The organism is Pantoea leporis (genome assembly GCF_028048155.1).
Classification (GTDB): domain Bacteria; phylum Pseudomonadota; class Gammaproteobacteria; order Enterobacterales; family Enterobacteriaceae; genus Pantoea; species Pantoea leporis.
The window spans coordinates 189432-212503 of the sequence record NZ_JALMEU010000007.1 but is presented as its reverse complement, the minus strand read 5'-3'; the positions used below and the strand labels follow the sequence as shown (position 1 = coordinate 212503).

Sequence of the window (23072 nt, the reverse complement as noted above, 5' to 3'; positions counted from 1 at the left end):
AGTGAAGAAGCCCCGGACGAGAGTCCGGGGTTTTTTTGCGTCTGAAATCAGCTAAAATCGCATAGAATAGAGCGATTCAGTGTATGAAAATCACGCAAATTTCATCTCAAACTTTCATTTCAAGAAGCAAATCCAGCATAAATACGCCACGACTTATCCCAAATCCCATCTAAAGCTGAAACATTTTCATAAACCGCATGAAGACTCGACATTCTCGACATAACACGTTAATGTCGGGCATCTGGATGTCTAAACGTTTATACGGTTATCAGTACGAGGTGAGCAGGTTATGCCAATCAGGATTCCCGACGAATTACCGGCAGTGAATTTTTTGCGTGATGAAAACGTCTTTGTCATGACGTCGTCGCGCGCCAGTGTTCAGGAGATCCGTCCGCTAAAAGTGCTGATTCTTAACCTGATGCCAAAGAAGATTGAGACAGAAAATCAGTTCCTGCGTCTGCTCTCTAACTCACCGTTGCAGATTGATGTGCAGCTGCTGCGCATTGATAGTCGCGAGTCGCGCAACACGCCGACGGAGCATCTGAACAACTTCTACTGCAACTTCGAAGACATCCAAAACGATAACTTCGATGGACTGATTGTGACCGGCGCGCCGCTGGGATTGGTCGATTTCAATGATGTCGCTTACTGGCCGCAGATTCAGCGCGTGCTGCATTGGGCGAATGAACACGTTACCTCCACGCTCTTTGTCTGTTGGGCGGTTCAGGCGGCACTCAACATTCTGTATGGCATTCCTAAGCAGACGCGGCAGAACAAATTGTCCGGTGTTTATGAGCACCAAATCCTGCATCCCCACGCCTTACTAACGCGCGGGTTTGACGACAATTTCCTGGCCCCGCATTCACGCTATGCTGATTTTCCGAGCCAGCTGATCCGCGATTACACCGATCTCGAGCTATTTGCCGAATCGGAATCCACCGGCGCATATCTGATGGCGAGCAAAGACAAGCGCCTGGCGTTTGTCACCGGCCATCCGGAATACGATGCCCTGACGCTCTCGGGTGAGTATCATCGCGATTACGATGCTGGCCTGCAGCCGGACGTGCCGTTCAATTACTTCCCGCACGACAACCCAGAGCTGCCACCGCGCGCCACCTGGCGCAGCCACGGCAACCTGCTGTTCTCCAACTGGCTGAACTACTACGTTTATCAGATCACGCCGTTCGATCTGCGCCGGATGAATCCAACACTCGAATAGATCAAACACCTCGTTTGATCCTGCCGCGCTAGCCGAAAGCTATCGCGGCTTTTTTTTTGCCTTCAATTCACCAGTGGAAGTTATTGCCTTTAATTCGAGAGATTAAATTACATAAATATCAATCTGATAAATTAACATAAACATTAAAATGGAAATAGTTTTTGAAATTAAAATAAAAATCATTATGCTCTGATCTTGCAGGTTATAAAACACCCTACATCCGGATCCGATCGTTAAACGATGGATCAACTCAGGAGGCAGCCCGCATGACAGACTCGGTTATCAGCAATACGCTAACCTTCAGCCAGCCCTTTACCCACGCGGAAAAGCAGCTGCTTACCCCAGAAGCGATCGACTTTATACACGCATTAGTGGTGCGCTTTGCACCAGAGCGCGAACGCCTGCTGAAAGCACGCCAGCAACGACAGAAGCGTTACGATCAGGGTGAGTTACCCGGCTTTGATTCGGAAACCGCTTCCATTCGTGAAAATGCGTGGCAAGTTCGTCCTATTCCGCAGCTGCTGCAAGATCGTCGCGTAGAGATCACCGGGCCGCCGGATCGCAAAATGGTGATCAACGCGCTCAACGCGAACGTCAACGTCTTCATGGCCGATTTTGAAGATTCACTGGCGCCAACCTGGCAGAAGCTAATCGACGGACAATTAACACTGCGCGATGCCACCAACGGCACGCTGAGCTTTACCAGTGAAACCGGCAAGATCTATCAGCTGCGCGCCAATCCGGCGCTGCTGATGTGTCGGGTGCGCGGTCTGCATCTGAATGAAAAGCATGTGGAGTGGCGCGATCGGGCCATTCCCGGCGGATTGTTCGACTTTGCGCTCTACTTTTTCCACAACGTTGAAGCGCTGCTGGAGAAGGGCCACGCGCCATGGTTCTATCTGCCGAAAACCGAGCATGCCGCTGAAGTGGCGTGGTGGCGTGAGATCTTCCGCTTCAGTGAAGATCGCTTCGATCTGCCGCGCGGCACCATCAAAGCCACGGTATTGATCGAAACGCTGCCGGCGGTATTCCAGATGGATGAGATCCTGTGGGAACTGCGTGATCACGTCGTTGGCCTCAACTGTGGCCGTTGGGATTACATCTTCAGCTACATCAAAACGCTGGGCCAGCATCCCGATCGTATCCTGCCGGATCGCCAGCAAATCAGCATGGATCAGCCATTCCTCGATGCCTATTCACGCCTGCTGATTCGAACCTGTCATCGTCGTGGCGCGCTGGCGATGGGCGGTATGTCGGCGCTGATTCCGAGCAAAGACGCGGAGCGCAATTTATGGGTGACGCAAAAGGTGCAGGAAGATAAAGCGCGAGAAGCGGGCAACGGTCACGACGGAACCTGGGTGGCGCATCCCGGCCTGGCTGATATCGCGATGGAGGAGTTTGACCGTCGGCTGGGCGATCAGCCCAACCAACTGCACATCACGCGTGAGCAGGATGCGCCAATCACCGCCGAACGTCTGCTGGCGCCCTGTCGCGGCAAGCGTACTGAAGCCGGCATGCGCGCCAATATCCGCGTGGCGCTGCAATATCTGGAAGCCTGGATCAGCGGCAACGGCTGCGTTCCGATTGATGGGTTGATGGAAGATGCCGCCACCGCTGAAATCGCCCGCACCTCCATCTGGCAATGGATTCATCACAAACAAATTCTCAGCGATGGCCAGCCGGTCACGGTGGCGCTGTTTGAACGGCTGCTGGAGGAAGAGCTGGCCACCTTGCAGCAAACCGTTGGCGCAGAACGTTTTCAAAATGGACGCTTCGACGATGCCGCCGCGCTGATGGCGCAAATTACCACCGATGACGAACTGGTTTCCTTCCTCACTCTGCCGGGCTACCGCCTGCTGCCTTGAACCTGGAGATATGACGATGAATCGTACGCAACAGATCAAACAACTGGAATCGAGCTGGAATGATGCGCGCTGGCAGGGAATTACTCGTCCGTACAGTGCGGAGGATGTGGTCAATCTGCGCGGTTCGGTCAATCCCGCCTGCACGCTGGCGGAACGCGGTGCCACCAAACTCTGGTCGCTGCTGAATGGTGAATCGAGCAAAGGCTACATCAACAGCCTCGGCGCGTTGACCGGCGGACAAGCGGTGCAGCAGGCGAAAGCCGGCATAGAAGCGATTTACCTCTCCGGCTGGCAGGTGGCGGCAGATGCTAACCTGGCCGGGCAGATGTATCCCGACCAATCGCTGTATCCGGTGAATTCGGTGCCAAATGTGGTGGAGCGGATTAACCAGAGCTTCCAGCGTGCCGATCAAATTCAGTGGGCCGGCGGCGTATCGCCAGAAGACAGTGATTTCATTGATTACTTCCTGCCGATTGTCGCCGATGCGGAAGCGGGCTTTGGCGGCGTACTCAATGCGTTCGAGCTGATGAAATCGATGATTCAGGCCGGTGCCGGCGCGGTGCATTTTGAAGACCAACTGGCGGCGGTGAAGAAGTGCGGCCACATGGGTGGCAAGGTATTAGTCCCAACGCAGGAAGCGATTCAGAAACTGGTGGCGGCGCGTCTGGCCGCGGACGTCATGAACGTGCCGACGGTGTTGCTGGCGCGCACCGATGCGGATGCCGCCGATCTGATCACCTCAGATTGCGACCCGCGCGATGCGGCGTTTATCACCGGCGAGCGCACCTCGGAAGGCTTCTTCCGCACGCGTGCCGGGATTGAACAGGCGATCAGCCGCGGGCTAGCGTATGCGCCTTATGCCGATGTGCTGTGGTGCGAAACCTCAACGCCAGATCTGGAGATGGCGCAGCGCTTTGCCGACGCGATTCACGCGCAGTATCCCGGCAAGCTGCTGGCTTACAACTGCTCGCCTTCGTTCAACTGGAAGAAGAACCTTGACAATCGCACTATCGCCCGTTTCCAGCAGGCGCTGAGCGAAATGGGCTATCGCTTCCAGTTCATTACGCTCGCCGGAATTCACAGCATGTGGTTCAACATGTTTGACCTGGCGCACGCCTATGCACAGGGCGAAGGCATGCGCCATTACGTGGAGAAAGTGCAGCAGCCGGAGTTTGCGGCGCGCGATAAGGGTTACACCTTCTCATCGCATCAGCAGGAAGTGGGCACCGGCTATTTCGATCGCGTCACCAACGTCATCCAGGGCGGACAATCCTCCGTGACCGCGCTGACCGGCTCCACCGAAGCCGCACAATTCTGAAGCCGTTGTAAGGTCGCCATTCAATGGCGACCACTTACCGCTAAAGGAGCGTAGCCGATGACACCGAGAGAATCGCTGATCGCCCACACCATTCTGCAAGGTTTTGACGCGCAGTATGGCCGCTTTCTGGATATTACCGCCGGTGCGCAACAGCGCTTCGAGCAGGCCGACTGGCACGCGGTGCAGCAGGCAATGAAAGCGCGTATCCATCTTTACGATCACCATGTTGGCCTGGTCACCAACCAGCTGCGCATTCTCAATGACACTTCGGACTGGGATGACGCGTTCTGGCTACGGGTGAAAAGCCATTACGAAACCTTGCTGCCCGGCTATCCGCGCCATGAAATCGCCGAAAGCTTCTTCAATTCGGTCTATTGTCGCCTGCAGGGCCACAGCCATTTGTCGCCCGAGCGTCTGTTTATCTTGCCGTCGCAGCCCTATGCGCCTGCACCGGTTGCGCCGCGCCCGCTGTCGCGCCTCTATCGTCCGCAGCAGAATTGGCAGGAAACACTGCGTCAGGTGCTGAATGACATTCCGCTGCGTCTAACGTGGCAGGATCAAACGCGCGATATCGGCTGGATTGTGCGCCATCTGCACGAGCAGTTTGGTGCCACACAGCTGGCGACGGCGACGCTGGATGTCGCCAGCGAACTGTTTTACCGCAACAAAACCGCGTGGATAGTGGCGCGCCTGCAGCTGAGTGATGGCATGGTGCCCTGTTTGCTGCCGATTCAGCGCGATGATGCTGGCCGTTTGTGGATCGATACCTGTCTCACCGACAGCGATGATGCCAGCATCGTGTTTGGTTTTGCCCGTGCCTATTTCATGGTGTACGCGCCGGTGCCAGCCGCGCTGGTGGCGTGGCTGCAACCGATTCTGCCGGGAAAAACCGTGGCAGAGCGCTACATGGCGATTGGCTGTCAGAAGCACGGTAAAACCGAATGCTACCGTGAATACCTGCACTATCTGGCGCACAGTCAGGAAGATTTCACCGTCGCACCCGGCATTCGCGGCATGGTGATGATGGTGTTCACGCTGCCGGGTTTTGATCGCGTATTCAAGGTGATCAAAGATCGCTTCGCACCGCAAAAAGAGGTCACCGATGCGCAGGTGCGCGACTGCTATCGCATGGTCAAAGAGCACGATCGCGTGGGCCGCATGGCGGATACGCAGGAGTTTGAGCACTTTGCGTTACCGCGCGCGCGAATTCCGGCCGAGCTGATGGCGGAGTTTGAGCGCGATATCCCGGAAAAGCTCGAGCTGCGCGACGATGTAGTGATCATCCGCCATTTGTGGCTGGAACGCCGCATGGAGCCGCTTAATCTGTGGCTGGCTCAGGCTTCGCCGGAACAGCGGCAGCACGCGATTGGCGAATACGGTGATGCGATTCGTCAGCTGGCGGCGGCAAATATTTTCCCCGGCGACATGCTGTACAAAAACTTTGGTATGACGCGTCATGGCCGCGTGGTGTTTTACGATTACGACGAAATCCGCCCGATGACCGAACTGGTGTTCCGCGATGTGCCGCAGGCGCGCTATGAGGAAGATGAGCTGCAGGCCGAGCCGTGGTACAGCGTCGGGCCGGATGATGTGTTCCCGGAAACCTTCCGCTATGCGCTGTGCAGCGAACCCTCGACCGGCAAACTGCTGCAGGCGCTGCATCCGCAGCTGTTTGATCCCAACTGGTGGCGCGCGCTGCAAACGCGCATCCGCGAAGGGCATATTGAAGAGGTCATTGCGTGGCGCGCCAGCCAGCGTTTCAGCGCGCGCTATGCGTCGGTGGCCGCTTAGCGGCCAGAATAGGTTTGGGTCACCTGCTTCGCGGCGCGGATCACCAGCGCTCCCAGCTCGGTGATGCGGTCGTCAGTCATGCGCGCAATCGGACCGGAGATTGAGATGGCGGCGAAGGGTTCGCCATGTTCGTCATAAATCGGTGCCGCAACGCAGCGCAGACCCAGCGCGTGCTCTTCATCATCGTGCGAAAAGCCCATCTTACGAATCAGCGCCAGATTCTCCTTCAGGCTGTGCGGCGACATCAGCGTTTTCGGCGTGTAGTGATGCAGCCCTTTTTGATGCAGCAGCGCGGTAACTTGCTCATCACTCAGATGCGCCAGAAACGCTTTGCCGGCGCCGGATGCATGCATCGGCAGCTTGCCGCCAATCGGCGCGGACATGCGCATCAGCTGCGTACACTGCACCTGATCGATGATCACCGCCTGATAATCGCTGAGATCCAGCACCGCCAGATTCACCGTCTCGCCGGCGTCTTCCATCAGCTTGCGCAGCAGCGGATGCACAATCGCCAGCAGATTGCGGCTCTGCAGGAAACTGCTGCCGACCACAAACGCGTGCGAACCAATGGTCCACAAACCTAAGTCGCCCACCTGATGCACAAAACCTTGCTGCTGCATGGTGGAGAGCAGGCGATGAGTGGTGGAGTTGGGTAAACCGGCCTGTTGTGCCAGTTCGGTCAGCGCCACGCTGCCGTGGGATTCGGCAATCAGCTCCAGCAGGCGCAGACCACGCGTCAAAGATTGTACTTGCCCGCCGACGGGCGCGCTGGTGGTAGCCGTTGTCGCACGCGGTTTCTTGCCACGTTTCACGGGCGCAGGGGTTGCCATAACGTCTCCAATTCGCATAAATGCTGGAAACCATTTTCGTTTTTAACCGCATTAATGCAAACGCTGACTTTCTGGTCAGACCTGTCATCGGCAATAGCTGAAAATGTCTCATCTGAGCTGACTTTTGATCACCTGCAAGTTGTGCCAGTATGACTGGCTGGCATATTAGCCAACGCAATGACGTGGACGGGGCGAGAGTGAGCAACAAAACAGAAATGCTGCAGCAGCAGCTGGCGCAACGCATTATGATTCTGGACGGTGGCATGGGCACCATGATCCAGAGTTATAAACTGAGTGAGCAGGATTTCCGTGGCAGCCGCTTTGCCGACTGGCCATCTGATTTGAAGGGCAACAACGATCTGTTGGTGCTAACCAAACCGGAGGTGATCCGCGAAATCCACGATGCCTATCTCGCTGCCGGCGCGGATATTCTCGAGACCAACACCTTCAACTCCACCACCATTGCAATGGCCGATTACGCGATGGAAGCGCTGTCGGCGGAGATCAACTTCGAAGCCGCCAAACTGGCGCGTGCCAGCGCCGACGCATGGACGGCGAAAACGCCGCATCGTCCGCGCTACGTGGCAGGCGTGTTGGGCCCGACCAACCGCACCTGTTCTATCTCGCCGGACGTCAACGATCCCGCCTATCGTAACGTCACCTTTAATCAGCTGGTGGAAGCCTACCGCGAATCGACGCATGCGCTGATCGCCGGTGGCTCCGACCTCATCATGATCGAAACGGTGTTCGATACCCTGAATGCCAAAGCGGCGATCTACGCGGTGCAGGCCGAGATGGAAGCGATGGGCGTGAAGCTGCCGCTGATGATCTCCGGCACCATCACCGATGCGTCCGGTCGTACGCTCTCCGGCCAAACCACCGAAGGTTTCTATAACTCGCTGCGCCACGCCGAACCGCTGTCGTTCGGCCTCAACTGTGCGCTTGGCCCGGATGAACTGCGTCAGTATGTGGCGGAGCTGTCGCGCATTGCCGAAAGCTATGTGACCGCGCACCCGAACGCCGGTTTGCCCAACGCCTTTGGTGAATACGATCTCGATGCGGCGATCATGGCTGAGCAAATTGGTGAGTGGGCGCGCGCCGGTTTCCTCAATATTATCGGCGGCTGCTGCGGCACCACGCCGGAACACATCGCGGCGATGGCGGCAGCGGTAGAAGGCGTTGCGCCGCGCCAGCTGCCAAAGATTCCGGTTGCCTGCCGCTTAGCCGGGCTTGAACCGCTTAACATTCAGGCCGATTCGCTGTTCGTCAACGTCGGTGAACGCACCAACGTCACCGGCTCGGCCAAATTTAAGCGTCTGATCAAAGAAGAGAAATACAACGAAGCGCTGGATGTGGCACGCCAGCAGGTAGAGAACGGTGCGCAAATCATCGACATCAACATGGATGAAGGCATGCTGGATGCGGAAGCGGCGATGGTGCGCTTCCTCAATCTGATTGCCGGTGAGCCGGATATCGCCCGCGTGCCAATTATGATCGACTCCTCCAAATGGGAAGTGATCGAGAAAGGCCTGCAGTGCATTCAGGGCAAAGGCATTGTGAACTCTATTTCGATGAAAGAGGGCGTGGAACCGTTTATCGCGCACGCGCGCAAAGTGCGTCGCTACGGCGCAGCGATGGTGGTGATGGCGTTTGACGAATTGGGTCAGGCGGATACGCGGGCGCGCAAAATCGAGATCTGTCGTCGCGCCTACAAGATTTTGACCGAAGAGGTCGGTTTCCCGCCAGAAGACATCATTTTCGACCCGAATATTTTTGCCGTAGCGACCGGCATTGAAGAACACAACAATTACGCGATGGACTTTATCGGTGCCTGCGAAGACATCAAACGCGAACTGCCACACGCGATGATCTCCGGCGGCGTCTCCAACGTGTCGTTCTCGTTCCGTGGTAACGAACCGGTGCGCGAAGCGATTCACGCGGTGTTCCTCTATTACGCCATCCGCAACGGCATGGACATGGGCATCGTGAACGCCGGTCAGCTGGCGATTTACGACGATCTGCCTGCCGAACTGCGTGACGCGGTGGAAGATGTGGTGCTGAATCGTCGTGACGATGGCACCGAGCGCTTGCTGGAGCTGGCGGAGAAGTATCGCGGCAGCAAAAGCGACGGCGAGCAGGAGAAACAGCAGGCCGAATGGCGCAGCTGGGACGTGGTAAAACGTCTGGAATACTCGCTGGTGAAAGGCATCACCGAGTTTATTGAGCTGGATACCGAAGAGGCGCGCCAGGCAGCAGCGCGGCCGATTGAAGTGATTGAAGGGCCGCTGATGTCCGGCATGAACGTGGTTGGCGATCTGTTCGGCGAGGGCAAGATGTTCCTGCCGCAGGTGGTAAAATCAGCGCGCGTGATGAAGCAAGCGGTGGCCTATCTCGAACCTTATATTCAGGCCAGCAAAGAGGCCGGACGCAGCAACGGCAAGATTGTGCTGGCGACGGTAAAAGGCGATGTGCATGACATCGGCAAAAATATCGTCGGCGTAGTGCTGCAATGTAACAACTACGAAATCATTGACCTCGGCGTTATGGTGCCGAGTGACAAAATCCTCAAAACCGCGATTGCCGAGAACGCCGATATCATCGGGCTTTCCGGCCTGATCACGCCGTCGCTGGATGAGATGGTCAACGTCGCCAAAGAGATGGAGCGCCAGGGATTCACCATCCCGCTGCTGATTGGCGGCGCGACTACCTCGAAAGCGCATACCGCAGTGAAAATCGAGCAGAACTATAGCGGACCAACGGTCTACGTGCAGAACGCCTCGCGCACCGTGGGCGTGGTGTCATCGCTGCTGTCCGAAACGCTGAAAGAAGATTTCGTGGCGCGCACGCGCAAAGAGTACGACACGGTGCGTATTCAGCACGCGCGCAAAAAGCCGCGCACGCCGCCGGTGAGCCTGCAAACTGCGCGCGATAATGATTATGTCATTGATTGGGAAAGCTATACGCCGCCGGTGGCGCACCGCCTCGGTGTGAGTCCGGTTGAAGCCAGCATTGAAACGCTGCGTAATTACATCGACTGGACGCCGTTCTTTATGACCTGGTCGCTGGCCGGCAAATATCCGCGTATCCTGGAAGATGAAGTGGTGGGCGAAGAGGCCAAACGCCTGTTTGCCGATGCCAACGCCATGCTCGATATGCTGAGCAGCACCGGCACGCTCAATCCACGCGGCGTGGTGGGGATTTTCCCGGCCAACCGTGTCGGCGATGACATTGAAATCTACAGCAACGAGAACCGCAATCAGGTGCTGTGCGTCAGTCATCACTTGCGTCAGCAGACCGAGAAAACCGACTTCGCCAACTACTGTTTAGCCGACTTTGTGGCACCGAAATCCAGCGGTAAAGCCGATTATCTCGGCGCGTTTGCGGTTACCGCCGGAATTGAGGAAGATGCGCTGGCCGAGGCGTATGACAAGCAGCACGATGATTACAACAAAATCATGGTGAAAGCGGTGTCGGATCGCCTGGCAGAAGCCTTTGCTGAATATCTGCACGAGCGCGTGCGGAAGGTGATTTGGGGCTTTGCCGCCCATGAAAATCTCAGCAACGAAGAGCTGATTCGCGAGAACTATCAGGGCATTCGTCCCGCGCCAGGTTATCCGGCTTGTCCGGAACACACTGAGAAAGCACCGATCTGGCAGCTGCTGGAGGTGGAAAAACATACCGGCATGAAGCTCACCGAGTCTTTCGCCATGTGGCCAGGCGCAGCGGTTTCCGGCTGGTACTTCAGCCATCCTGATAGCAAATACTTCGCCGTGGCGCAGATTCAGCGCGATCAGGTGGAAGATTACGCCGCGCGTAAAGGCATGAGCGTGAGCGAGGTTGAGCGCTGGCTGGCACCCAATTTGGGTTATGACGCAGATTAATAGTCGGTAACGCGCAATAAATGGCGCCGCTACGGTATGTGCACCTCTCCGTAGCGGCGCGATTTATCGCGCGGGTTTCAAACCACCCGTGCTGATGTTAATTAAATCGCGCATCACGATCTGACGTCAGGTCATACAGCTGATATTTGCGACCCAGCATCTGACCACCATCACGTGTCAACGGCACCCAGTTCACCTGCGCGCGGCCTCGCGTTGGCGTCACGGTAAACAGATCCATCGGCACCGAAATATAGAAGCCTTTAGTGAAGTCGCCTTCGCCATAGGCTTCCGCCGACACGTTGGTTTTGGTGGCGTAGAAGCCCACCATCACGCCGCTATCAAACCGCTTCGACACATCAACGGTAACGCCTTTATCCTTCGCCAGATATTCACCGACGCTGGCTTTCACCAATACGTCCTGCATAAACCACGGACGCCAGTACGCGGTGAAATGTCCGGTTGGCGCTTTGTAATCGGTGAACTGCATCATGTTGTCCCAATCACGCTGCTTCACGTAGTTGGCATCAACCCCGAAGGCCCAGTTGCTATCTATCGGACGATACAGCACTTCGCCGCCGACGCCGCCGTACATGGTTTCCAGATAACCGCCGTAAACCTGGCCGTAGAAACCGTTGCCGAGCGCCTGCATGTAGTTGGCTTGCAGATCGTTAACGTAAACGTTGTTCTCAACGTAATCACGAATATGCGTACGCACGCGCGGCAGCGTTGAATCCGCCGGTGCGCCGTTGTAGTTGAACTTATCGTAGTTATTGGCGAGGTTGCCAAACAGGCTGCCGCCGACCAACAGGTGATCGGTAAGCCAGTAATCGGCGTTGGCCATCACGCCAACCTGATACATGTAGAAGCTTTCCGGTCCGCCGACGGACTGATTCAGCACCGGCGACAGGCTGTAGTTCAGACGATCTTTGCGGATAAAGAAACCTTGCTCGGTGGTACCGGGATCGACCGGATTTTCACGCGTCTGCTGCAGCGGCTGTTCATGCCCCAGCGGATAACCCACGAGTTCGTTATGCAGGCTGGCAACGTTGGTGCGCGTGCTCACCTGCGGCATATTGAAGCGCGACTCGGTGACGTCGATGGTATCGATGCCGGCCGGCAGGTTGTTCATGATAATGCGATTGGCGCGATCGACCCCTTCGCGCGTATCGCGATATTTGGTCTGCTCGCCGGACACATACAACGTGCTGCCTTTGGTCTGAATATGTGGGCCGTTCAGTCCGGCGTTGTACTTCAGATCGGTCAGCTGGTTTGCCACCACCGTTGGCTGCAACAGATCGCCCTGCGGCTGCGGGTTGTAGGCCGGCTTCTCGCTATCGATATGCGACTGATGCAGATCGTTGAAATTGGTGCGCAGGGTAAAGCCGAACATAAAGGTGTTGCCGCGCTCGTAGCTGGCGTTGATGTCCGCCCAGTCGGTGAGGCGATAAATCGCGCCGACGTTGACCTTACTGCGCTGATCCAAACGACCGGCGAAATCATCCTGATAATCATTGCCTTCGTACTCCAGCTTGAGGCGCAGCGGCTGCCACGGTGTTTGATACTCTACGCCGCCAAACAGCGCCGCCGGACCGTGGAACATCTGCGAGCCATTAATTGAACCCGCTTCGCCACCGCCGGTGCGGCTACAGAAGCTGTCGCTGTAGGAGCAGAACGGGTTCTTGATGGTGCCGCTGTTGCCGAGATAACCCCAGCCCAGACCCAAGGTGAAATCGAACGGGCCCCATGCTTTGCTCGCCACCAGATATTCGCTGTCGAACAGACCGGTACCGCCTAAATCGCGTGAGCCAACCGCCACTTCTGGCAGCCAATAGCTCTCTTGCCATAGGCGCAGCTTCACATCGAAGGCTTTATCTTTATAGCTTTGGTTGCCGCTGAAACCTTCTACTGCGCTGTAACGGCGGGTACGCACATCGGTATAGCGTACGGTGGTTTCCAGCCACGGGAACAGCTGCAGCGAGGCAGAATAGTAGCGATATTGATCGTTATCGCGGAAGTTGACGCTAAATTCGCCCTCTTTCGCCATACGCGCGGTGGGCGTCTGCATCAGGCCAACGCCACCAAAATCTGATTGAGAAGGACCGACCGGTTCAGGCCAGGTTTCCGCATGCACCTGGCAAGCGGCGGAAACAGAAGCAGCCAACAGGCTGAGAAGTAATTGTTTTTTCATCAGTCTGGTATCCGGTGAGTCAGAACGGAAAGCATGCGCTCATTCAAATCGCTTTGGCCCCATGGCAAGCTCCATGAGGTGAAACCGAGCCAGATAATGCTGCCGGGTTCCACTTCGATATGGCGATGATTCCAGTAGGCAACCGGAACTTGCTGGGTGCTGCCGGACGGCGCAATCACCGTGGCATAGCTGCGTTCCGCGCCGGACAGACGATCGTGGCCTTCGAGGTAATCACGCACTTCGCGGCCAGGCTGCCAGCGCGCTTTACCCGGATTGCTCAACGCCCCCAGCACCAGTACCTGCGTCGGCTGCGCCAGCATATAGAGGTCATAGCTGCCTTGCAGCGTGCGGTTATCCTGTGGACGCAGACGCACGTCATCGGGATCGAGCGAGGTGAACTGGCGGCCCGTTACCTGCAGCGCGCCAAGCTGGTGGATAACCGAGCCGATGGTTGCGGCCAACGACTCGCCGCTGTCTGCTTGCCATGCGCGCAGATCGGCCAGCAGCTGCTTCTGTTGCTGCTGTGCTACCGCCGTTGCGCCGCGTTCGGCAATCACCGTGCCCGGCCACCAACTGCGCAGTTCAGGATGGGTGAGCAACTGACTAAGATTCTGCGCATCGTTAATTTGCAGTGTGTTTTTTCCCGGCAGATCGTGCACGGTGACTTGCGCCGCCGCCAGTGCGTGGCCAGCCGTGAGCAGCGTCAATGCTGCCAGCATAGGAGTTATTTTTTTCATGATTTCGCCGGCTTCAGAATGGTGGTTTCAACGGGGAAGGCATCGGCGGCCAGCATCTGGTTGGCCTGCAATACCGTGCCATCGCGGTTATCGATCCAGAAGGTGTTCTGCCACTCCGCGCCTACGTTCTCCATGCGCACGGTTTCATGCCAGACGCGGCACGGTACGCGTTCACCGGCGATGTCCAGCACCGTATCGTCACCGCGCTCGAAGCGGGAAACCGCTGTGGCGGCACGCACTTTATCTTGCTCGCGCCACTGCACCACGCGCGTCCAGCTGGCACCGTTTTGCAGATGCAGCGCATCGGCGAGCGGATCCTGCGCCAGGTTACTGACGTCAGCGAGGTTGCTCGGTAAACCCAGGGTTTTGATCAGACGGCCATGCTGCATCACCAACATCGCTTTATCCTGGGTGATCCACTTCTGTTGGCCGTTTTCGTTGTAACCGAGCACCACGAAGATGCGCGGTCCTTCATTGATGCGGGCATAGAGGCTGGCGTAGGGCAGGTTAGCAACCTGCTCGTTGGTGACCGTGACATCATCCGGGCCATTCACGGCCAGCATCACGGTTTGTTCGAGGCCTTTTTGCGTTTGTGTGCAGGCCTGCAACAACAGGCAAAGAAGTAGCAAAGAGAGTCGGCGCACGGGGTATCCCTGTCTAAATAAGCCAAGCAAAAAATAACCACACGGGTGTGTGGTTATGCTTAAAGGTGCTACATCAACGAGTGGTGCTCGTTGTGGTGGTTGTTGTTGTACCGGTATTTGCACCGTCACCGCCGCCAGAAGCAGCAATGCCGAGACCCACTAACGCACCGAGCGCGCCGATACCCACAGCGGTAGACGCGCCGGAAGAGATTGCTCCCGCCTGCGCGCCTGCTGCAGCACCAGCTTCTTCCGGCGCGGCAATCGCAGCGGAAGAAACGGCAACGTAAAGTAAGGCTGCACCGGCAACCATCAGTTTTTTCATAACAACGTTTCCTGCATTTATATGAATCAATGAATGTAGGATTTACCCAGATTTCGGGCGCGTTCAGTATAGGGCAACAAATTACCAGAGTTCAGCATGAGTAAAAGAGGGCAGGAAGTCGGGGTTTTTCTGGTGATAAATACGGCGAATTGGCGTTAGCTGCTTTTTTTTAACGCCTTTTTTCAGGCTGATAGGATAAGTGAATGGCTGCGCATTTCACGGCAGAGTTTTTCACTTTTGCACTAATTATTGGTACGGAATGGGAATAATCGGAATTTACTTATAAGACTTAAATTAAAATCATAGATCAATCAGTTAGATAAACTATTTATCGGGCTGAATTAGGTCCATTTTTAAGCCAGGTAAGGTGCGGTAAATTGAAATGAATTACGAATTTCCTTACGCCACTTTAAGAATTTTCTAACCCTGTTTAATGCAGTAATTGATAATATTGCGAGTGAGATGGCATGGTTGACAAAGAAAAGGCGGCAATTACGCCGCCTTGTGTAAATTAGCCGGAAAATTAACGCCAGGATTTGTAGCGATTAATTAAGCCATTAGTGGAGCTATCGTGGCTGCTAATTTCAGCGTCATTTTCCAGTTCTGGCAGAATACGGTTTGCCAGCTGTTTACCCAACTCAACACCCCATTGGTCAAAGGTGAAGATGTTGAGAATCGCGCCCTGAGTGAAGATCTTGTGCTCATACAGCGCAATCAGTGCACCCAGGCTGAACGGGGTAATTTCACGCAGCAGAATTGAGTTGGTTGGGCGGTTACCTTCGAACACTTTGAACGGCACGATGTGCGCGACAGATTCGGCAGATTTACCGGCATCGGTAAACTCTTTCTCCACCACATCGCGTGACTTACCAAACGCCAGCGCTTCGGTCTGCGCGAAGAAGTTCGACAGCAGCTTCGGATGGTGATCGGTCAGCACGTTGTGGCTCAGTGCCGGTGCGATAAAGTCGCACGGAATCAGTTTGGTGCCCTGATGAATCAGTTGGTAGAACGCGTGCTGGCCGTTGGTGCCTGGCTCGCCCCAGATGATTGGGCCGGTCTGGTAATCCACTGGATTGCCTTCACGGTCAACGTATTTACCGTTGGATTCCATGTTGCCCTGCTGGAAGTAAGCAGCAAAGCGATGCATGTACTGATCGTACGGCAGAATCGCTTCGGTTTCGGCACCAAAGAAGTTGTTGTACCAGATACCGATCAGCGCCAGCAGGACCGGCAGGTTCTGCTCGGCAGGCGTGTTGGCGAAGTGCTTATCCATGGCGTGCGCGCCGCTCAACAGCTGCTCGAAGTTCTCGAAGCCGATGGAGAGAATGATCGACAAGCCGATAGCTGACCACAATGAATAGCGGCCGCCAACCCAATCCCAGAACTCAAACATGTTGTCGGTATCAATACCGAATTCACCCACCGCTTTACCGTTGGTCGACAGCGCAGCGAAGTGCTTCGCCACGTGCTGCTGATCGCCCGCAGTTTTCAGGAACCAGTCACGCGCGCTGTGGGCGTTAGTCATGGTTTCTTGCGTGGTGAAGGTTTTAGATGCCACGAGGAACAGCGTGGTTTCCGGGCTGAGATCTTTCAGCGTTTCGGCGATGTGGGTGCCATCGACGTTAGAAACAAAGTGCATGTTCAGGTGGTTTTTGTACGGACGCAGCGCTTCGGTCACCATGAACGGGCCGAGGTCTGAACCGCCAATCCCGATATTCACCACATCGGTGATGGCTTTACCGGTATAGCCTTTCCAGTCGCCGCTGATGATGCGCTCAGAGAAGCCTTTCATCTTCGCCAGCACCGCGTTGACTTCCGGCATCACATCTTTGCCGTCCACCACAATGGGCGTGTTGCTGCGGTTACGCAGCGCAACGTGCAGAACTGCACGCTCTTCGGTGCGGTTGATCTTCTCGCCAGAGAACATCGATTTGATGGCGCCTGCCAGATCGGTCTCTTTAGCCAGCGCCTGTAATTTTTCGAGGGTTTCCTCGGTGATGCGGTTTTTTGAGAAATCCACCAGCATCTGGTCATCGAAAGTGGCAGAGAATTTCGCAAAACGATCGGCATCTTGCGCAAACAGGTCGGCGATTTGCACCGATTTCATCTGCTCAAAATGCTGCTGCAGCGCTTTCCAGGCAGCGGTTTGGGTCGGATTGATATTTTTCATGGCAACACTCTAGTTGATATAAGAACCGTCATTCCATCCGGGGCGTCCTGCTGGCCCGGCATCCATAGCATTCTTGCACGGGGATGAGTATGACCACAGTTACTGGCTAAGGGAAAAAATTTGTGACCGTGGCCGCACTGTTTCAGGTAAATCCGGCAGCGATTGTCGGTGCTGCGCCAGCAGAATTCCCTGTGCCGCATCAGAAAAAAGCCGCTTTTGTCTGATTCGGACACTACTTTAGGCCGCTGTTGGTGGGCGCGTTTGTTCAACGATGCGTTTACCGAAGTGTAAAAGTGAGAAATCCTCAAAGTGCGGGGATGGACAGGGGGGAAAATAATCAGTAATTTATGCGCGCTACTTACACCTCCGGGTGTAAGCCAGAAGAGGCGCGTCGCCCAGGCAGTGTGTTTGAGGATCCGTATCCGCAGAGAACACATCAGGGGGTGTGACGCCGAGGTGGGGCAACACGCGGGGTGTTGCACTGTCGGCTGCAGGGGCTGAATCCTCTGGGTTGTCACCAGAATCGTCCACAGTCGGACGGTTCGCAAGGTGAAGCGCTTTTGGTGACTTGTCTACTACTGATCTTGTCTGCCCAATTCTGCTCTTCTCTTGTGCCTAGGCTGCTACTATGTCTTCCGCCCCAAAACGGAAGAAAGATAACCTGACACGGGGTTCGTAATATGTCCCAAAATCTTATCGTGGCTAAATTTGGCGGCACCAGCGTTGCCGATTTTGATGCTATGAACCGCAGCGCAGATGTTGTGCTGTCGGACGCCAATACCCGCTTAGTGGTGCTCTCTGCCTCCGCTGGCGTGACCAATCTGCTGGTTGCCCTTGCTGAAGGCCAGGAACAAGCGCAGCGCGCTTACCTGCTGGATGAAATCCGCCGTATTCAATATGCCATCATCGATCGTCTGCAATCGCCGGATGTGATCCGCGATGAGATTGATCGCATGCTGGAAAACATCACCATGCTGTCTGAAGCCACCTCGCTGGCGACCTCACATGCGCTGACCGATGAGCTGGTGAGCCACGGTGAGCTGATGTCGACGCTGCTGTTCGTGGAGATTCTGCGCGAGCGTCAGGTCAACAGCGAATGGTTTGACGTGCGTAAAGTGATGCGCACCAGCGATCGTTTTGGCCGCGCAGAACCCGAAGTGGCGACGCTGAAAGAGCTGGCCGCAACGCAGCTGCAGCCGCGTATTGCGGAAGCGCTGGTGGTGACGCAGGGCTTTATCGGTAGCGAAATCAAAGGCCGCACCACCACGCTTGGTCGTGGCGGCAGCGACTATACTGCTGCGCTGCTGGGCGAAGCGCTGCAGGCCGCGCGCATTGATATCTGGACCGATGTGGCCGGTATCTACACCACCGATCCACGCGTGGTGTCCACCGCTAAACGCATCGAAGAGATTACCTTCGAAGAAGCAGCGGAGATGGCGATCTTTGGTGCCAAAGTGCTGCATCCGGCCACTTTGCTGCCGGCCGTGCGTAGCGATATTCCGGTGTTTGTCGGTTCGAGCAAAGATCCCGCTGCAGGCGGTACGCGCGTGTGCAACGAAACCAAGAATCCACCGCTGTTCCGTGCGCTGGCGCTGCGTCGTAAGCAGACGCTGGTAACGCTGCACAGCCTGAACATGCTGCATGCACATGGCTTCCTCGCCGAAGTGTTTAACATTCTGGCGCGCCACAGCATCTCCGTTGATCTGGTGACAACTTCCGAAGTGAGCGTGGCGCTGACGCTGGACAGCACCGGTTCAACCACCACCGGCGACAGCTTGCTGACCCAGGCGCTGTTGACCGAGCTCTCTTCACTGTGCCGTGTGGAAGTGGAAGAGAATCTGGCGCTGGTGGCGATCATCGGCAACAACCTGTCAAAAGCGTGCGGCGTCGGCAAAGAAGTGTTTGGCGCACTCGAGCCGTTCAACCTGCGCATGATTTGCTACGGTGCCAGCAGTTATAACCTTTGCTTCCTGGTTCCCACCCCAGACGCGGAAGAAGTGGTACGTGCGCTGCACAAGAATCTTTTTGGTTCTTAAGGCCAGTTTTTAGCATGCGGAATCAAGCCGGACCGGGTCCGGCTTTTTTATTGGTGAAATTTTTTAAACAATAATTCAAGCCCAGCGGCATTCACTGCTTCGCTCCAGACATTTCTGATGAACCCCATTATGGCTCGCGAGAACCGTCTCAAATACGCTGCTATCGCCTAAAAATCACCCTAATCCCTTATTCTTCGGTTGCGCTTCAATCGCCAAAAACGATAATCCCGCCGCGAAAACATTAAATTATTTGAGGGAACAGAGATGAAAAGATTAGTGGCTGAAACGCTGGGCACTTTCGTGCTGGTGTTGGGCGGTTGTGGCAGTGCGGTTTTGGCCGCGGCGTTTCCAGAATTGGGTATTGGTTTTGCTGGTGTTGCGCTGGCGTTTGGTCTGACGGTGTTGGTAATGGCATTTGCCGTCGGCCATATTTCGGGCGGCCATTTTAACCCGGCGGTCACCCTCGGTCTGACGGTTGGCGGACGTTTCCCGACGGCGCAGGTTGTGCCTTATATTATCGCGCAGCTGGTCGGCGCGGTTGCGGCTGCTGGCGTGCTGTATTTGATCGCCAGCGGTAAAGCCGGTTTCGATGCCGTGGCCAGCGGCTTCGCGTCGAACGGTTACGGTGAACATTCGCCGGGGGGCTTTAGCCTGCAGGCGGGCATGATCGCCGAGCTGGTGCTGACCGCCGTGTTCCTGATTGTGATCATGGGCGCGACCGATAAACGTGCTCCGGCTGGCTTCGCGCCCATTGCAATCGGCCTGGCGCTAACGCTGATTCACCTGGTGAGCATTCCCGTCACCAATACCTCAGTCAACCCGGCGCGCAGTAGCGGTGTGGCGATCTTCCAGGGCGGCTGGGCATTGGAACAGCTGTGGATGTTCTGGTTGTTACCGATTATCGGTGCCGCGATTGGTGGTGCGATCTACCGCTTTGCACTGGAAAAAGCAGAGTAACTTTGCCGTATTTCAGCGGATCGGCAGCAGCCGATCCGCATTTTGCCCCGCAAGCGACTTCCCGCCTTACGTCAAGATAATGAAATGTTATGATCCCGCGTCCGTCGCTGTGGTCGTTCCCTGCGCGACATTTCATCTGTGGCAATATAAAAAAATTCCTAAGGAAGTCTGGTTATGCTCGGCAAACTTACCCGCCTGTTCCCGCTCTGGGCCGTGCTGCTCTCGGTCGCTGCTTATTATTCTCCTGGCACCTTTCTCGGCATTGGGCCGTGGGTGACTTACCTGCTGATGCTGATTATGTTCGGCATGGGCGTGACGCTAAACATTGATGATTTCAAACGCGTGCTGGTGCGTCCTGCGCCGGTGATCGCCGGGACTTTCCTGCATTATCTGGTGATGCCGCTGGCCGCGTGGGGCCTGGCGAAGCTGTTCCAGATGCCACCGGATCTGGCGGCAGGCATGATTCTGGTCGGCAGCGTGGCCAGCGGCACCGCTTCAAACGTGATGATTTATCTGGCGAAGGGCGATGTGGCGCTGTCGGTGACCATCTCATCCGTGTCGGCGCTGGTAGGTGTATTCGCCACACCGCTGCTAACACGCTTCTACGTTGATACCCACATTCAGGTGGATGTGGTCGGTATGCTGCTCAGCATCGTGAAAATCGTGGTGATTCCGATTAGCTTGGGTCTGATTATCCATCACTCCATGAATAGCGTGGTGCGCCGCGTTGAGCCTTATCTGCCGGCGTTTTCTATGGTGTGCATTCTGCTGATCATTAGCGCGGTGGTGGCTGGCAGCCAGGGCTTTATCGGTTCTGTCGGCTTGATGGTGATTGTGGCGGTGATCCTGCACAACGCGATCGGTCTGTTGGGCGGTTATTGGGGCGGTAAGCTGTTTGGCTTCGATGAATCGACCTGCCGCACGCTGGCGCTGGAAGTGGGCATGCAGAACTCAGGTCTGGCGGCGACGCTGGGCAAACTTTACTTCTCGCCGTTAGCGGCCTTGCCGGGCGCGCTGTTCTCGGTGTGGCACAACCTGTCAGGTTCGCTGCTGGCCGGTTACTGGTCGGGTAAACCGATTGATAAGAAGCAGAAGTAATATTCAAAAAAGCATCACAATTAATTCATGCACATAGCGTAGCGGCGCAATAAATTGCGCCGCTACGCTGCCTGCGCTCTGAATGTATTACAGCTTCAGATAGGTACGAATCCCATCCAGGAACATCTGCGTCGCCAGCATAATCAAAATCAATCCCATCAGGCGCTCCAGCGCGTTAACGCCTTTGTCGCCCAGCAGGCGTAAAAACAGACCCGACATCAGCAGAATCACCACCGTCAAACCCCACGCGATCAGCAGCGCGCCGACCAGATGCGTCATTTGGTTGGGATATTGATGCGACAACAGCATCAGCGTCGCCAGCAGGGACGGACCGGCCACCAGCGGAATTGCCAGCGGCACAAGGAACGGTTCTTCACCGGCCGGCAAGCCACTCGAGCTGCTCTCCTCTGACGGGAAAATCATGCGGATGGCGATCAGGAAAAGAATGATGCCGCCGGAGATCGACACGGTTTCAGTGCGCAGATTGAGAAACGCCAGGATGCGTTCACCGGCGAATAAAAACAGCAGCATCAGAATCAGCGCAATCAGCATTTCGCGCATCAGTACCACGCGGCGGCGTTTGGGTTCCAGATGCTTCAATACCGACATAAAAATCGGCAGGTTGCCCAGCGGATCCATAATCAACAGCAGCAATATGGTCGCGGATATCATTTCAGTCATGTTGGTTAGCCATTATTAGTTGTACTGCTGAAAAAGTTGGCGCAATCGAATTAATTCACTTGCCAGAAGTGCTGCATTTTGTAGAGTTGACGGTCATAGGTAAACCTGATTATTACGCAGACCGGCACGATTATCCGGCCAGTCTTTTCCTCGCACCACACGGCCTCTTTCGAGAGCACCCGAGACGGACAGAAAATGAAGAATGTAGGTTTTATTGGTTGGCGTGGCATGGTCGGCTCAGTGCTGATGTCACGCATGAGCGAAGAACGCGATTTTGATGTCATCAATCCGGTCTTCTTCTCCACGTCACAGCTTGGTCAGGCGGCACCCACATTCGGCGGTAAGTCGACCGGTGCGCTGCAGGATGCTTTTGATATCGAGGCGCTGAAGGCGCTGGATATTATTATCACCTGCCAGGGCGGTGATTACACCAGTGAAGTCTATCCGAAGCTGCGCGAAAGCGGCTGGCAGGGTTACTGGATTGACGCGGCTTCCACGCTGCGCATGAAAGATGACGCCATCATCATTCTCGATCCGGTTAACCATAACGTGATTCGTCAGGGCCTCAATAACGGCATCAAAACCTTTGTCGGCGGTAACTGCACCGTCAGTCTGATGCTGATGTCGCTGGGCGGTCTGTTTGCTAACGATCTGGTTGAATGGGCCTCGGTGGCGACTTATCAGGCGGCATCAGGCGGCGGCGCGCGTCATATGCGTGAACTGCTGACGCAGATGGGCATGCTGCATGACCACGTGGCGAAGTCGCTCCAGGATCCGGCTTCGGCAATTCTGGATATCGAACGCAGCGTGACCGATTTCACCCGTTCTGGCACGTTGCCAACCGACAATTTCGGCGTACCGCTGGCGGGCAGCCTGATTCCGTGGATCGACAAGCAGCTGGATAACGGCCAGAGCCGTGAAGAGTGGAAAGGCCAGGCGGAGACCAACAAAATCCTGCGTACCAGCAGTGTGATTCCGGTTGATGGCCTGTGCGTGCGCGTTGGTGCGCTGCGCTGCCACAGCCAGGCATTCACTCTGAAGCTGAAAAAAGACCTGCCGCTGAGCGAAATCGAACAGCTTCTGGCCTCGCATAACGAATGGGTGAAAGTGGTGCCAAACGACCGCGACATCACCATGCGCGAACTGACGCCAGCCGCCGTCACCGGCACCCTGACCACGCCAGTAGGCCGCCTGCGCAAACTGAACATGGGGCCGGAATACCTTTCCGCCTTCACGGTGGGCGATCAGTTACTGTGGGGCGCGGCTGAACCGCTGCGCCGCATGCTGCGTCTGCTGATCGACTAAGCGCAGCGGCAAACCAGAAAGGCCGGGGTT

16 protein-coding genes and 1 riboswitch are annotated in these 23072 nt (G+C 55.9%); of the genes, 9 read left to right on the top strand and 7 right to left on the bottom strand.

The genetic code is table 11. From position 1 onward, the window contains the following. The first annotated feature begins 289 nt into the window (after positions 1 to 289). From metA to aceK, 4 genes are all read left to right on the top strand, one after another. The gene (gene metA, locus MWH02_RS17685; protein ID WP_101763126.1) at positions 290 to 1219 is read left to right on the top strand and encodes a homoserine O-acetyltransferase MetA; all 930 of its coding nucleotides are present in this window, start codon (positions 290 to 292) and stop codon (positions 1217 to 1219) included. 266 nt (positions 1220 to 1485) lie between these two features. Beyond that, the gene (gene aceB, locus MWH02_RS17680) at positions 1486 to 3084 is read left to right on the top strand and encodes a malate synthase A (RefSeq protein ID WP_192412745.1); all 1599 of its coding nucleotides are present in this window, start codon (positions 1486 to 1488) and stop codon (positions 3082 to 3084) included. A gap of 16 nt (positions 3085 to 3100) precedes the next feature. After that, positions 3101 to 4402, top strand: coding sequence for an isocitrate lyase (gene aceA, locus MWH02_RS17675; RefSeq protein WP_271461141.1), 1302 nt, complete (start codon positions 3101 to 3103; stop codon positions 4400 to 4402). Between the two features lie 57 nt (positions 4403 to 4459). Then, the gene (gene aceK, locus MWH02_RS17670; protein WP_192412743.1) at positions 4460 to 6193 is read left to right on the top strand and encodes a bifunctional isocitrate dehydrogenase kinase/phosphatase; all 1734 of its coding nucleotides are present in this window, start codon (positions 4460 to 4462) and stop codon (positions 6191 to 6193) included. On the opposite strand, the gene iclR is transcribed toward aceK, so the two are convergent. Further along, a complete protein-coding gene (gene iclR / locus MWH02_RS17665; protein WP_101763122.1) occupies positions 6190 to 7023 on the bottom strand; it encodes a glyoxylate bypass operon transcriptional repressor IclR in 834 nt (277 codons plus the stop codon). The two genes, aceK and iclR, sit on opposite strands and share 4 nt — an antisense overlap. Positions 7024 to 7220: 197 nt before the next feature. Between iclR and metH the strand changes: the two genes are divergently transcribed. After that, on the top strand, positions 7221 to 10904 hold the full coding sequence (gene metH / locus MWH02_RS17660; RefSeq protein WP_271461140.1) for a methionine synthase: 3684 nt from the start codon (positions 7221 to 7223) through the stop codon (positions 10902 to 10904). A gap of 97 nt (positions 10905 to 11001) precedes the next feature. On the opposite strand, the gene MWH02_RS17655 is transcribed toward metH, so the two are convergent. The 5 genes from MWH02_RS17655 to pgi all read right to left on the bottom strand — a co-directional run bounded on the left by MWH02_RS17655 (position 11002) and on the right by pgi (position 16965). Further along, positions 11002 to 13092 (bottom strand): YjbH domain-containing protein, encoded by a 2091-nt coding sequence (locus MWH02_RS17655; RefSeq protein WP_101763120.1) that lies wholly within the window; start codon positions 13090 to 13092, stop codon positions 11002 to 11004. Beyond that, positions 13092 to 13829, bottom strand: a complete 738-nt coding sequence (locus MWH02_RS17650) for a capsule biosynthesis GfcC family protein (protein WP_137384939.1) — start codon at positions 13827 to 13829, stop codon at positions 13092 to 13094. Before MWH02_RS17650 ends, MWH02_RS17655 begins: the two co-directional genes overlap by 1 nt. Further along, positions 13826 to 14473, bottom strand: coding sequence for a YjbF family lipoprotein (locus MWH02_RS17645; protein WP_110868119.1), 648 nt, complete (start codon positions 14471 to 14473; stop codon positions 13826 to 13828). The genes MWH02_RS17650 and MWH02_RS17645 overlap by 4 nt, the downstream gene beginning before the upstream one ends. Before the next feature lie 73 nt (positions 14474 to 14546). Then, positions 14547 to 14795 carry an exopolysaccharide production protein YjbE gene (yjbE, locus tag MWH02_RS17640; protein WP_101763117.1) on the bottom strand — a complete coding sequence of 83 codons (249 nt, stop codon included), beginning with the start codon at positions 14793 to 14795 and terminating at the stop codon, positions 14547 to 14549. Between the two features lie 523 nt (positions 14796 to 15318). After that, positions 15319 to 16965: a glucose-6-phosphate isomerase gene (gene pgi, locus MWH02_RS17635; protein WP_137384941.1), complete on the bottom strand. Its 1647-nt coding sequence runs from the start codon at positions 16963 to 16965 to the stop codon at positions 15319 to 15321. 373 nt (positions 16966 to 17338) lie between these two features. After that, a riboswitch (Lysine riboswitch) is annotated at positions 17339 to 17533 on the top strand. A 112-nt stretch (positions 17534 to 17645) separates the two neighbouring features. On the opposite strand from pgi, the gene lysC reads away from it, so the two are divergent. The 3 genes from lysC (at position 17646) to panS (ending at position 21056) form a co-directional block, all read left to right on the top strand. Continuing rightward, positions 17646 to 19001 carry a lysine-sensitive aspartokinase 3 gene (gene lysC, locus MWH02_RS17630; RefSeq protein ID WP_110868121.1) on the top strand — a complete coding sequence of 452 codons (1356 nt, stop codon included), beginning with the start codon at positions 17646 to 17648 and terminating at the stop codon, positions 18999 to 19001. A gap of 264 nt (positions 19002 to 19265) precedes the next feature. Further along, complete coding sequence (aqpZ, locus tag MWH02_RS17625) at positions 19266 to 19958, top strand: aquaporin Z (RefSeq protein WP_271461139.1); 693 nt, start codon at positions 19266 to 19268, stop codon at positions 19956 to 19958. Positions 19959 to 20132: 174 nt separating this feature from the next. Continuing rightward, positions 20133 to 21056, top strand: coding sequence for a ketopantoate/pantoate/pantothenate transporter PanS (panS, locus tag MWH02_RS17620; protein WP_101763113.1), 924 nt, complete (start codon positions 20133 to 20135; stop codon positions 21054 to 21056). 87 nt (positions 21057 to 21143) lie between these two features. Here the strand turns inward: panS and MWH02_RS17615 are convergent, their stop codons facing one another. Then, positions 21144 to 21737, bottom strand: coding sequence for a YhgN family NAAT transporter (locus MWH02_RS17615; protein ID WP_110868123.1), 594 nt, complete (start codon positions 21735 to 21737; stop codon positions 21144 to 21146). A gap of 195 nt (positions 21738 to 21932) precedes the next feature. Between MWH02_RS17615 and asd the strand changes: the two genes are divergently transcribed. Then, complete coding sequence (asd, locus tag MWH02_RS17610; protein WP_271461138.1) at positions 21933 to 23042, top strand: aspartate-semialdehyde dehydrogenase; 1110 nt, start codon at positions 21933 to 21935, stop codon at positions 23040 to 23042. Positions 23043 to 23072: the final 30 nt, after the last annotated feature.

Coding starts and splice junctions, on each gene's coding strand:
- yjbE (WP_101763117.1), bottom strand. CDS start 14,795: ATGAAAAAACTGATGGTTGCCGGTGCAGCCTTACTTTACGTTGCCGTT.
- aceB (WP_192412745.1), top strand. CDS start 1,486: ATGACAGACTCGGTTATCAGCAATACGCTAACCTTCAGCCAGCCCTTT.
- aceA (WP_271461141.1), top strand. CDS start 3,101: ATGAATCGTACGCAACAGATCAAACAACTGGAATCGAGCTGGAATGAT.
- MWH02_RS17650 (WP_137384939.1), bottom strand. CDS start 13,829: ATGAAAAAAATAACTCCTATGCTGGCAGCATTGACGCTGCTCACGGCT.
- aqpZ (WP_271461139.1), top strand. CDS start 19,266: ATGAAAAGATTAGTGGCTGAAACGCTGGGCACTTTCGTGCTGGTGTTG.
- pgi (WP_137384941.1), bottom strand. CDS start 16,965: ATGAAAAATATCAATCCGACCCAAACCGCTGCCTGGAAAGCGCTGCAG.
- MWH02_RS17615 (WP_110868123.1), bottom strand. CDS start 21,737: ATGACTGAAATGATATCCGCGACCATATTGCTGCTGTTGATTATGGAT.
- asd (WP_271461138.1), top strand. CDS start 21,933: ATGAAGAATGTAGGTTTTATTGGTTGGCGTGGCATGGTCGGCTCAGTG.
- metA (WP_101763126.1), top strand. CDS start 290: ATGCCAATCAGGATTCCCGACGAATTACCGGCAGTGAATTTTTTGCGT.
- panS (WP_101763113.1), top strand. CDS start 20,133: ATGCTCGGCAAACTTACCCGCCTGTTCCCGCTCTGGGCCGTGCTGCTC.
- MWH02_RS17655 (WP_101763120.1), bottom strand. CDS start 13,092: ATGAAAAAACAATTACTTCTCAGCCTGTTGGCTGCTTCTGTTTCCGCC.
- aceK (WP_192412743.1), top strand. CDS start 4,460: ATGACACCGAGAGAATCGCTGATCGCCCACACCATTCTGCAAGGTTTT.
- iclR (WP_101763122.1), bottom strand. CDS start 7,023: ATGGCAACCCCTGCGCCCGTGAAACGTGGCAAGAAACCGCGTGCGACA.
- lysC (WP_110868121.1), top strand. CDS start 17,646: ATGTCCCAAAATCTTATCGTGGCTAAATTTGGCGGCACCAGCGTTGCC.